The following is an 11830-nucleotide window of genomic DNA, read 5'->3' as shown; positions in this document are numbered from 1 at the left end:
AAGGACTGATGAAAAAGTCGAGAAAATCATCTTTCTCGACTTTTTATACAAAATACAAGCAGCACTTACTTATCTTTAAACGGCTTATTTCATTTAAGAAAATATGTCAAATATTTTTCAGCGCCCATCCTATAGAGATAAGTTTTTATTTTACATCCACAATCTTGACTTCGATTTCACCCATAGGTAATGGAATGTTTACAACATCACCTACTTTACGACCAATCAAAGCCTGAGCGATTGGTGACTCATTCGAGATTTTTCCTGCAAACGGGTCTGCTTCAGCAGTACCAACGATTTGATATTCTTCTTCCTCGTCATCACCTACTTCTTGGAAAACTACAGCCTTACCAAGTGCAACTTCATTCTTATCGATATTGGCGTTGTCCACGATTTCAGCGTAACGAATCATTGTTTCCACTGTAGAAATGCGTCCCTCAATAAAAGCTTGCTCATCTTTTGCTGCTTCATATTCTGAATTTTCTGAGAGATCTCCGTAGCTGCGGGCGACTTTGATGCGCTCAACAACTTCTGGACGTTTTACCAATTTAAGGTTATCTAATTCTTGTTCTAGTTTTTCCAGACCTTCTTTGGTCATAGGGAAAGTTTTTTCTACCATTTTTTTATCCTTTTTTAAGTTAATTAATTACCTGCTGCAATCGCGTCATTGACATACTTTTGAACATTTATATTTTGCTCTTCAAGTGTCTGGGCAAAATAAATCTTCCCTTCTGTATCTGCAACAAAGTAGAGATAGTTATTCGCAGTCGGATTTAATACCGCTTTGATTGCCGACAAACTTGGACTGACGATTGGTCCTGGACCAAATCCAGGGTACAAGTATGTATTAAATGGCGAATCTAGTTGTGTATTAATTGCAGCCTGCTGATCAAGTGAAGTATCCTTACCAAGTTTTCCTTCAGCGTAGAAGATACCTGTATTTGAGTCTAAGGTCATGCCCAAATCCCTGCGGTTAAAGAAGACTTGCGCCACATTGCGACGGTCATCATCACTTCTTGCTTCCTTTTCAACAATACCTGCTAAACTCAGTGTTTCATTAACTGAAAGACCTGCAGCTTCCATTTTATCGTAGAGTGGTTCAAGTTGGGTATTCATTGATGAAAGCATTGTCTGAATCAGACTTTCAACAGTTGTTTTCTTCGTATATTCATAAGTCGCTGGGAAGAGATAACCTTCGAGCTGATACTTCACGCCACTGTCTTTTGCTGGCAAGCTTGCGAGAAGTTTCGGAAACTCTTTTTTCATTTTTTCGATGAAAGCTTGATCTTGAATCACCTTCATGAAGTCTTCTTTACTAAAAGGAGTTTTCTCATCCTTGCTGTCTGAATTGACAGTAACAGCTTGGGCAATTTGCTCCAATGTATAACCTTCTGGAATCAAAATTTTACCCAGAGTTGGTTCCACAGGATGTTCCGTTCCTCCCTGTTCTAGAAGGGTCGCGATTTCAGATAAACTCATACTTGGTGCAAGATTGTAATAACCACTCTTGAAACCGCTGAAATTTTTAAACTTCGTATAATACTGGAAGATCATTCCATTTTTAATAATGCCTTCTTTTTGTAAGATGTCACCGATTTGTTTGCTGCTCGCTCCCGCTGGAATATTAACAGGCCGCTTCGTTGTTTCTGATGCATTCAGGGGTTGCACCCCTTCTTTGATAAAGTTATATCCGTAAAAGCCTGTGCCCGCAGCCGCTAGGACTAAAACTGCTACGATAATGGCAATAATCTTGCCAGAAGAAACTTTCTTCGGAGCTTTTGATTGCTTAGACTTTTTGGAAGGTCTCTCGGAATTCTCTGCTTTCGCTCGGCGACTTCTTCGCTTGCTTTGCATCTCCTCTGTAGGCGCTTCTCCTTCTGAATCTTCTGACGAAGCAGCACCTGTTCCTTTTGGATGGCCATCAGGTTCTGAATAACTTTGTCCATTTATTGACTGAAGCATCTGCGCTCGAACTGCTGCAAAGTCGGAGCTTGCCCCCGATACAGGCTTTTCAGAAGCTATACTCTCTGATGCTTCTGAAACTTTTGAGCTTTCTACCTTATCTTTTATTTCATGCACACTAAGTCCTTCAGATATTTCAGATAAAGAACCACCATATCTAGGCACCTTTACCTGTCCTTCAGACTCTGAATAGCTTTGCTTTTGCATGGACTGAAGCATCTGTGCTCGAACTGTCTCAAAGTCAGATTTTGTCCCTGATACAGTTTTGTCAGAAACTCTACTCTCAGGTGACTCTGGAGTTTTTGGAAGCTTTGGACTATCCTTTGTTTCATTAGCAGCCAATCCTTCAACCATTTCAGATGAAGAGCTACCATGCCCAGCCCCGTTGGCTTGTGTCTCAAGCTCTGGATATTCTTGCGCACGCATGGACTGAAGCATTTGTGCTCGAACCGTTGCAAAGTCAGGTTCCTCTCTAGATACAGCACTTTCAGAAACTGTATTGTCAGGTCCTTCTAAAACTTCCGAAGTTTCTCTCTTACTATTTGTTTGACGATTATCAAGTTCTTCAGTTAACTTAAATGTCGTTGGACGTTTAAAATTTGAAAAATCAGTCAGTTCTCGTCGAGAACGTCTACTATGAGATGAAGAAAGCTCTTTGTTAGATTTACGCGCATAGTTTTCAAAGGTTCCATCCGTATTCGCTCGATTTCCTTCTTCAAGTTCACGCAAGATTTTTTCTTTGAAACTCTCTCGCGAAAACTTCTCCGTGTCTTTATCTACCAAGGTTAATCCTCCTTATCACGCTTGTCCTATCAAAGAGAGGATAAAGCGCAAGTTTGTTAGGTAATATTTACAAAAGCGAGGTCAGGGACCTCACTCTTTTATATTTTAGCTCTCTTCTGAGTCACTGTCGTCGTCATCGTCGTCCTCTTCATCAAGTTCAACGTCTTCATCCACATTATCCAGTTCCACTTCTGCAAGCTCAGCATCATACGCCTGAACTTCGTCTTTTTCATCGTCTGGATTTTCATCGTCATAAGTTAGATCATCCGTCTCATTGCCTTTATCAATGTGTTCATCTTCAGGATCCACTTCATCTTCGATACCAAATGCATTGACTTTTGTTCGTTTTTTCGCTGTTTTTTCTTCTTCGTCCTCGATTTCATCAAGAGCGATTACTTCCTCATCTATTTCATCAATAGCATACCATGAGCGAAGGCCCCAAACATTATTTCCTAGTGGAATGAAACTTCCATCTGTATTCATTTCTGTATAAAAGCGTGCAATTGTGGCTTTAATTTCATCATCGGACTTCTTCAAGTAATCTTGAACTGTGTTCAAAATTTCAGCAAAAGCCATTTCTTCACCGTTCTGTTCCAAAATTGCATGAGCAACTTCAATCATTGAAAGTTCTTCAATTTTTTGTCCTTCTAATGCTTCAATTTTCAAACTTTTGTGCTCTCTTTCAGATTTTCTTTTTCTATATTATATTAAATTCGCGCCATTGTCAATATGTAAACGGATTTAACGCGGTTCATCATGTGTAGGTTTTAGTAAACATCAAAATAGCAATGAAAGTCCAGCCAAAACCGTCTCTCAGTAACTTTTAGTAATGCATCAAAACTTTGTAATCATAGTCACCAAGCTTTTCACGCCCTTTGAGTGCATCCAGTTCGATAAAGAAGGCACAGCCTACAACGATACCTCCAAGACGTTCAACCATCTCAATGGTTGCTTTTACCGTCCCACCTGTTGCCAGTAGGTCATCAACAATCAAAACACGTTGCCCTGGCTTAATAGAGTCTGCGTGCATCGTCAGAGTATCTGTCCCATATTCTTTTTCATAATCTGCTGAAATAACCTCGCGTGGTAACTTCCCTGGTTTACGAACAGGGGCAAATCCTACGCCAAGTGCAAAAGCAACTGGGCAGCCAACGATAAATCCACGTGCCTCTGGTCCAACAATCACGTCAATTTCTTTATCACGTGCATACTGCACAATTTCTGTCACTGCATAGTTGTAGGCATTGCCATCAGCCATAAGTGGTGAGATATCACGAAAAATGATACCTTCGGTTGGATAATTTTCAATCGTTGCAATGTAATCTTTAAGTTGCATCTGCATTTTCCTCTTTTAATTTTTTATAGATTTCTTTGACAGGCGATAAGGCAAAAAGCTCTTGAAATTTCACAATTTCTTGGAGTTCTTGATAAATACCACTCTCAGAGATATCCCGTTTTTCCGCTGCTTTGTTAACAGTCATCATGCCGTCTTCAATCGTCACAAAGTTCAATTCTTCAAAAATTTGAATCATTTTTACCAACAAGATTTCTGGTATTTTTAAATAATTTGCCAAGTTTTTCAACTTAAAGCGCACATCAAATTCCGGATACTGATAAATCGTTTTATAGAAACGGGCAAACTGTTCACGGGTCCCTGCTCCTGTCAAATAATAATTTTTCTTGATGTTATTTTTAAAATAAATCAATGCAAAATCCTGCTCATGTATTAATTTAGCCAAAACAGATAAAGCGAGCTTGTTTGTTGGGGCTTCCTCAATAATAAGCACTTCTTCCATTGTACCATTTTTCACTTCATTATGGACAAAACGTACTGTATTTTGAGGTAATTCAATTTGTCGGCTTCGTATATCTAAAAGCTCTATGCCATTCACTCTAGCGTCTTCGACCATAAGCTGAACCGCTGTTGTGCCGTTCCAAGTATTGCTTGATAAGCTGGCCACAAGCTCTGTATCACTTTGCTCAAACTCCAGACTTTCAGAACCATGCCCAAAATAAACAGCATCTAACATCTGTCCGTTTTGGTTTAGCTTTAGCTTCAAATGACTGTTGTCTTTACCCATGCTGCGCGCCTGCTCAACTTTATAGTTCTCAATAAGAAAATGAGGTTTTGGATTGTCCATACCATAGGGAGCGAGCTTAGACAAACTGTGAATCGTTTCTAAACTTATTTGTTCAAACTGAAGTCTCCCCTGAACGCCCAGTGTGCTCTTCTTTGACATATCAATATCATTTTCCGCAATAAAGTCAAGCATCACTTGCTTAATCGCATCAAGATTCTCTAGAGAAAAAGTCATGCCAGCTGCTTGTTTATGTCCGCCAAAAGCAATGAATAAATCCCGATGTGCATCTAAAGCTTCAAAAATATTGTAACTCTCAGTAGAGCGCGCAGAGCCTCGAAGGATACCTTCTTCTTCAGCTAAAAGAAGTACTGGTTTGTGAAATTGGTTAAGAAGACGTCCAGCAACAATGCCCAGCACACCTTTGTGCCAATCTTTATGATAAAGAATTTGTACAGGCTCGTCTGTCATCATGGTTATTGCTTGATTGAAAATAGTCTCAACAATGGCCTTACGTTCCTTGTTTTTCTCATCAATCATCTGAGCAATATCCGCTGACATTTCTTCATCCCATCCTGTCAACAATTCAATCGCTGGATTGGGATCAGCCAAGCGTCCAAGAGCGTTAAGACGAGGCGCAATTTGAAAGCCAATTGTTTCCTCATTTATCTGATCAAAATTCGTTTCTGAAAGCTTCATCAGCTCCAATAATCCCGCACGCTCTGTATTTGCTAATACCTTAAGACCTTGACTGACTAAAATTCTATTCTCATCTGTAAGACTGACCATGTCAGCAATAGTTCCTATAGCTACTAAATCCAGCATATCCGAGGGGATATAGTCTAGGAGAGCTGTCGCTATCTTAAAGGCCACACCAACACCCGCTAAATATTTGAATGGATACTCTGATTCAGGATGCTCTGGGTGTACGATAGCATAAGCGGCAGGTAATTCTTCTGGCATACTGTGGTGATCCGTCACGATGACATCTATCCCTTGACTTTGCGCATAAGAAATAGCTTCATGTCCAGCCACGCCATTATCCACAGTGATAATCAAGTCAATGCCTTCGTTTTGGATAAAATACTTATAAACATCAATGTTCGGACCATAACCATCCGTGAAGCGATTAGGTAAATAAACTTGAACTTCCGCACCTAATTCATCCAAAGCTGTCTTCATCACAGCACTGGCCGTCATGCCATCCGCATCATAATCTCCATAGACTAAGATATTCTGACCATTTTCAACGGCCTTCAGTATTCTCTTTACCGCCTTGTCCATATCATGCAATAAGAACGGATCATGCAAGTCTTGAAGGTCTGGATTCAAAAAGGATTTGACTTCCTTTTCTTCCCTTATCCCCCGTTGCCATAAGATTTGTGCTGCCAACTTGTCTAATTTATATTTCTTACTTAACTTAAGAAACTCATCCGGCAACTCCGACTCAGTGACATCCCATATATATTTTGATTTAATCAAGTTTCCTCCACTTCATCTGCAACTATTTTTTTAGAAACTTATTTGTAATTGAAAAATTTTCTGCCTACAAAGTCAACACTCCTTGGAAAAAGAGCACGTAGCTTTGCAACGACAGCAAGCTGAACAGGGAGATTTATTTCCCTTTTCCTTTTTCCAAGCGCCTTTTCAATTTTAGAAGCAACATATGCCGCACTGATTGCATTTTTGCCTACCTTTTCAAGATAAGCCCTATTGTCCTTATGAAACTTTGTCCGGACAGGCCCAGTATTAACTGTGGTAACAATCAGTTCGGGCTTTTCTAAACGTAAGGCATCTGAAAAAGCCAGAACTGCTGCTTTTGAGGCGGCGTATACCGTTGACTTAGCTGTAGGTAACTTTCCCGCCATTGAAGCAATGTTGATGACTTGTGTTTGGGGCTGCAAGTCACGTGTCAGCTTCATCAAGTCCAGCGTATTGACCTTAAACATCTCCTCAATCTGGTCATCCGAAAGATTTTCCAGTTCTTCAAATTCACCAAAACCCGCGTTATTGATAAGAATATCTACTCTTTCAGGAATTTCGGGATAAGGGAGAGAGCGGCTCATCAAGATAAGATTATCATTTTGTAAACGTTGGATAAGCTCTTGGGCAATATCTCCGCTAGCTCCAGTGATGACGATATTTCTTCTAGTCAATTTTTTCTTCATAAAAATCTTTTGCCACATAGGAATTCTCGTGAATGCCTCTTGCTTCTTGCGCAAGCTGCGCAACCAAGGGACCAACATAACGTGCACTAATGTGCGTTAATATCAAGCGATTGGCAGCTGCCTCTCTTGCAACATCAGCTGCCTGTTTTGCTGTAGAGTGTCCATGACGTCGCGCCATTTTTGACTCTTTCGCTTCATAAGTCGCCTCATGAACCAAGAGATCTGCACCAGCAGCAAGTCTCACTGCACTTGATGTACGTCGTGTGTCACCCAGTATCGTCACTACTTTTCCACGTTTATCTGCTCCGATATAATCTTCAGGTCGAAACACCTTCCCTTCGTACTCCACTGTTTCACCCTTCTTAATTTTGCCAAAGAGCGGACCAAAAGGCAAGCCGGCTGCTTTCAGTGCCTCAGCATCAAGTTCCCCTACACGGTCTTTTTCAACTACACGATAACCTAGACAAAAAATCGTATGGTCCAAGATGTCTGCATAAACTTCAAAAGTATCATCTTCAAAGATTTTCCCAGCCTCATCAAGCTCATAAAAATTAATCCTATAACCAAGACGTGTACCAGATACGCGCAAAGCGGTCATCACAAAGTCCTTCAAACCTTTTGGACCATATAAATCTAAATTCGTATGCTCCTCATCCTTACTTGAGCCTTGAAAAGAGCGGCTTGAGAGAAATCCAGGCAAACCAAAAATATGATCACCATGCAAATGAGTAATAAATATTTTTGTAATTTTCCTCGGTCTTATTGATGTTTCCAATATCTGGTGCTGCGTCGCTTCCCCACAGTCAAAAAGCCATATTTCATTTCGTTCATCCAGCATTTTCAAAGCAATAGCTTGAGTTTTTCTGGTTCTTGAAGGTTGACCTGCACCTGTCCCTAAGAATTGAATTTCCATATTTCCCTCAATCTTCTATTTGTAGTCTATGTTTTTCACTGATGTCAGCAGATAAAAAATATCTACTACCTTGAAGTTCACAGCATTCTTCTAGGGTAAAAAGAAGAACATAATGTAAAAAACATTGTGCAGTTCACAATGTTTTACAGTGCTTAACATAAAAATTTATCCGTCTGGAGGGAATCGAACCCCCATCGCAAGAACCGGAATCTTGCGTGATATCCATTACACTACAGACGGCACTGACAACTCTATCATTTTACAGGAAAAGCAAGGAAATTTCAAGTCCCTTTATCTACAAAAAATTACTCAAAATCTTTCATCACTCAACTCAATAGAGTTGCTCGTCTCAGCTCACTTCGCTATTTACTTTGTTCTTTTTGAGGCTTCTTAACCTTGAATTCTAAATCACGAAAGGAAATTTCCCCACTATAAGGTCGTCCTCTTATTCAAAAATTTCACTTAGGAAAGATTTCCCGTTTTGGGGCGAATCAACGCCAAAATAAGCTGCGACTGTCGCTCCAACATCAGCCATCGTCTTTCTTTCTCCGATATTCTTGCCATAGATGCCTGGACTGTGAATAAGTAGGGGAACACGTTCACGCGTATGATTAGAATGTCCAATCGTTGGATCATTACCATGATCTGCCATAACTATGCGTACATCTCCTTCATTTATTAAAGGAAGGAGTTCCTCAAGCCGCTTATCACTACGTTCTAAACGGTCAGAATAGCGCATCACATCTTCTGCATGTCCAGCAAGGTCGTTTCTTGGATATTCAATGCGACAAATCCATTGTCTATATCTTTAACTTCACTCATCAGGTCGTCAAACAGTATGTCTGAATCGACACCAGGAAAAAGTCAGGTACTGCTCGTTTGGATAATGTCCGCTACTTTGCCTAAAAACGAAACTGTAATTCCTTTCTTATCCAAAATGGCCGGTGTCTGCACATTTTTATCAATCCCATAACCAAGATGAACAACTTGATAACCATTATTATAAACGCATGACTCCGGTGCATCAACACCTGCGATTTCATTGTTTTTCACTTTCATTGCAGAAAGCAGATCATCAAGCGTAATCTTTTTACCACCAAAAGTAATGACGCGAAAAAGAGGATTTTAAAAAGTCTTGTCCTTACTTGCTCAAGCATAAGACTGCTATCCAAAGAGGCATTGTCTCCCCTTATTCCCCTGGTCCTCTAGAAGGCTCAACAACCTTTGGAAGCTTGTTAAGCGCATTGCCTTTTGGCTTTGGGCGTTTTGACCACCTTGGAAAACATATTTTACTCCAAAAAATACTTGTCAAACACAACTAAAAAGCTGTCAGACCGACAACTTTCTTATAGTCACTGTAACCCATTTTTAGCCATTACCCCCGAAGACTTGACTGAACCAAAATATTTTCTAAAACGCAAACATTTACAAAAAGTCTTCAAGAAAGGCAGCAATATCTTCGTAATTCTTATCTGCAACTGTATTTTTTTCATGACCGATATAAGCTGTAGCCAAGCCTAGTTTCTGGGCTGGTATGATATCATGTTCCAATAAATCTCCTACCATAAGAGTATGCTCAGGCTCAAAAGCTTCTTTTTCAAGAAGGTGACAAAAGGCTGCAGGATCTGGCTTACTAAAACCTGTTTCAGCGGAAATGTAGACTGGAAACATATTTTCAAAACCAAAACGTCGAATTTTTTCTCTCTGTTCCCAACTTTCACCATTGCTCAAAATCGCAATACGATAGTTCTCCGATAACTCCTTCATCTTGGCGAGAAGAGTAGAATCACTCTCTATTTCTTCAAGCAGGACTGTAAGAAAAATATCAAAAAAAAGTCGAATAAAATTTTCCTTATAATTGATAGCATAGTAGTCCAGAACCATACGAACACGTTCTTCGCGCAGTTGCTCAATTGTTAATTTTCCTTCATGAACCTGCGGCCACAGTTGCGCATCAAATTCATGGTATTTCCACATAAAATCATCTATTGAAAAACCACTATCAAAAGTAATTAAATCTAAAAAAACCTTGCGATGTGCTATTTCCCAATATTTTTTAAAAGGGAAAAGAGTATTGTCCCAGTCAAAAATAATATTTTTTATCTCATCCATGGTTGAAAATCTCCTCCCCCACTTTATTAAAAGTCTATCATTTTACCTTTTTTATATCAAATTAATTAAGCCTAACTCTAATAGCAATACATCTCAAGGAATAAAAAAGCATATCAAGCATGGTCGTAACACCTCATTGATATACTTTTATGATTTCTATTTAACTTTAGCTGAACTTGTGATTGCTTCCACAGCTTTCTTCATCGCGATATCATGTTGGAGCATGTCAACTGGAAGAAGTTTTTCAACTTGTTCCACTGGCATGTTGTATTGTTCAGCCAACTCTGCAATTTCAGCTTTAACTTCTTCATCTGTAGTTTCAAAGTTTTCAGCTTTCGCAATAGCTTCAATAACAAGGTTTGTACGCACACGTTTACCAGCATCAGCTTGATACTGTTCATGCAATTGTTCTTCAGTTGTACCCGTAATTTGGAAGTACATTTCTGGAGAAATACCTTGTTGCTGCATACCACCAAGAAATTCATTCATTGCACGGTGAACTTCCTCATGAATCATTTCTTCAGGAATTTCTTTGATTTCAGCATTAGCTACAGCTGTTTCGATGGCTGCTGTTTCAACAGCATCATTGTAAGCTTCCTCTTTCGCAGTTTCAAGTTCTTTACGGAACTTAGCCTTAAGTTCATCTAAAGTCTCAACTTCTTCGTCGATATCTTTAGCCAACTCGTCATCAAGTTCTGGAACTTCTTTCGCTTTTACTTCGTTAACTTTAGTTGCAAAGACTGCTTCTTTACCTGCAAGTTCTGTGGCTTGGTAGTCTTCTGGGAAAGTTACTTTGACATCAATTTCATCACCTGCTGAAGTACCCACAAGTTGTTCTTCAAAACCTGGGATAAATTGACCTGATCCAAGTTCTAGACTATGGTTTGCACCTTTTCCACCTTCAAATTCAACACCATCAATTGAACCAACAAAGTCAATAACAACAGTGTCTCCATTTTCAGCTTTACCTTCTTTGACCGTCAACTCAGCAAGATTATTTTGTTCTTGAGTCAAACGTGCTTCTACTTCTTCATCAGAAACTTCTTTCGTTGCATCTACTGAAACTTCTATGTTTTTGTAGTCGCCAAGCTGAACTTCTGGTTTAACAGTTACTTCCGCTGTTAACTCCCAGTCTGAACCTTTTTCCATTTTAGTGACATCAATTTTTGGTTGTGCAACCGGCTCAATACCTGCTTCTTTTACAGCTGCATCATAAGCAGCTGGCAGTACAGCATTCAAAGCTTCTTCAAAAAGCGCTTCCTCACCATACATGCGGTTAAACATTTGACGGCTGACTTTACCTTTACGAAAACCTGGAACTGAGATATTACCTTTTACTTTATTGAAAGCTTTGTCAAGACCCTGTTTGATTGTTTCTTGATCGATTGAAAATGAGAGTGTACCAGTGTTAACACCAGTTTTTTCAAAACTTGCAGTCATTAATTATTTCTCCTTATTTATGAGCCCTGAGCTCAGAAATTTCATACCTCATTAGAATAGCATAAAAACTGACTTAATTCAACTTTTTGAGCAAGTTGTTCCCCAGAATCTGCTTTGTTTAAAAATAAAAAAAGAGCTGAAAACTCTGGCTCTGTCAACTCTGCGGTGGTACTCGCTAAAAAATGAGTTACAGCAGTGTGTGAAAAGTTGTCTTAGGACAGCTTTTTTAGTTGCGTTTGACAAGGAGTTGTTGGAGCAAAATCCGTTTTCTAAGATGATCAAAACGCCCAAAACCAAAGGCAATGCGTTTGATAAGCTTACAGAGATTATTTTTTCCCTCTAATGGGCCGTTGGAACAAGATGAGACAATGCCT

General features: G+C 39.5%; 10 protein-coding genes, 1 tRNA gene and 1 pseudogene. All 12 read right to left on the bottom strand.

Going from position 1 to position 11830, the window contains the following annotated elements:
* Window positions 1-145: 145 nt before the first annotated feature.
* Entirely contained in the window at window positions 146-619 is a 474-nt protein-coding gene (gene greA, locus ACGHCK_RS10210; protein ID WP_202230724.1) for a transcription elongation factor GreA, read from the bottom strand.
* A gap of 23 nt (window positions 620-642) precedes the next feature.
* Entirely contained in the window at window positions 643-2745 is a 2103-nt protein-coding gene (gene mltG, locus ACGHCK_RS10205) for an endolytic transglycosylase MltG (RefSeq protein WP_271328258.1), read from the bottom strand.
* 105 nt (window positions 2746-2850) lie between these two features.
* Window positions 2851-3411 carry a DNA-directed RNA polymerase subunit delta gene (rpoE, locus tag ACGHCK_RS10200; protein WP_202230726.1) on the bottom strand — a complete coding sequence of 187 codons (561 nt, stop codon included), beginning with the start codon at window positions 3409-3411 and terminating at the stop codon, window positions 2851-2853.
* A gap of 157 nt (window positions 3412-3568) precedes the next feature.
* Window positions 3569-4081, bottom strand: a complete 513-nt coding sequence (locus ACGHCK_RS10195) for an adenine phosphoribosyltransferase (protein WP_202230728.1) — start codon at window positions 4079-4081, stop codon at window positions 3569-3571.
* Window positions 4071-6305: a single-stranded-DNA-specific exonuclease RecJ gene (gene recJ, locus ACGHCK_RS10190; RefSeq protein WP_271328259.1), complete on the bottom strand. Its 2235-nt coding sequence runs from the start codon at window positions 6303-6305 to the stop codon at window positions 4071-4073. The genes ACGHCK_RS10195 and recJ overlap by 11 nt, the downstream gene beginning before the upstream one ends.
* 38 nt (window positions 6306-6343) lie before the next feature.
* The gene (locus ACGHCK_RS10185) at window positions 6344-6991 is read right to left on the bottom strand and encodes an SDR family NAD(P)-dependent oxidoreductase (RefSeq protein WP_251423257.1); all 648 of its coding nucleotides are present in this window, start codon (window positions 6989-6991) and stop codon (window positions 6344-6346) included.
* Window positions 6972-7904 (bottom strand): ribonuclease Z, encoded by a 933-nt coding sequence (gene rnz / locus ACGHCK_RS10180; protein ID WP_251423259.1) that lies wholly within the window; start codon window positions 7902-7904, stop codon window positions 6972-6974. Before rnz ends, ACGHCK_RS10185 begins: the two co-directional genes overlap by 20 nt.
* Window positions 7905-8072: 168 nt before the next feature.
* Window positions 8073-8144: transfer RNA gene (locus ACGHCK_RS10175), tRNA-Arg, on the bottom strand.
* Window positions 8145-8349: 205 nt separating this feature from the next.
* Window positions 8350-9017: pseudogene (locus ACGHCK_RS10170) on the bottom strand (phosphopentomutase); the annotation flags it as partial.
* A gap of 312 nt (window positions 9018-9329) precedes the next feature.
* Window positions 9330-10016, bottom strand: a complete 687-nt coding sequence (locus ACGHCK_RS10165) for an HAD family hydrolase (protein ID WP_251423262.1) — start codon at window positions 10014-10016, stop codon at window positions 9330-9332.
* 156 nt (window positions 10017-10172) lie between these two features.
* Window positions 10173-11456: a trigger factor gene (gene tig, locus ACGHCK_RS10160; protein ID WP_251423265.1), complete on the bottom strand. Its 1284-nt coding sequence runs from the start codon at window positions 11454-11456 to the stop codon at window positions 10173-10175.
* A gap of 226 nt (window positions 11457-11682) precedes the next feature.
* Window positions 11683-11830: transposase (locus tag ACGHCK_RS10155; protein ID WP_394304575.1), on the bottom strand; the 148-nt coding region annotated here is incomplete at its 5' end.

Origin of the sequence: Lactococcus muris (assembly GCF_042849115.1) — a bacterium.
Lineage (GTDB): Bacteria > Bacillota > Bacilli > Lactobacillales > Streptococcaceae > Lactococcus > Lactococcus muris.
This window is presented reverse-complemented; position numbering and strand designations above follow the sequence as displayed.

Excerpts from the sequence above, each read along its gene's own strand:
- ACGHCK_RS10195 (WP_202230728.1), bottom strand. The coding sequence starts at position 4,081 with ATGCAACTTAAAGATTACATTGCAACGATTGAAAATTATCCAACCGAA.
- ACGHCK_RS10165 (WP_251423262.1), bottom strand. The coding sequence starts at position 10,016 with ATGGATGAGATAAAAAATATTATTTTTGACTGGGACAATACTCTTTTC.
- tig (WP_251423265.1), bottom strand. The coding sequence starts at position 11,456 with ATGACTGCAAGTTTTGAAAAAACTGGTGTTAACACTGGTACACTCTCA.
- ACGHCK_RS10185 (WP_251423257.1), bottom strand. The coding sequence starts at position 6,991 with ATGAAGAAAAAATTGACTAGAAGAAATATCGTCATCACTGGAGCTAGC.
- rnz (WP_251423259.1), bottom strand. The coding sequence starts at position 7,904 with ATGGAAATTCAATTCTTAGGGACAGGTGCAGGTCAACCTTCAAGAACC.
- greA (WP_202230724.1), bottom strand. The coding sequence starts at position 619 with ATGGTAGAAAAAACTTTCCCTATGACCAAAGAAGGTCTGGAAAAACTA.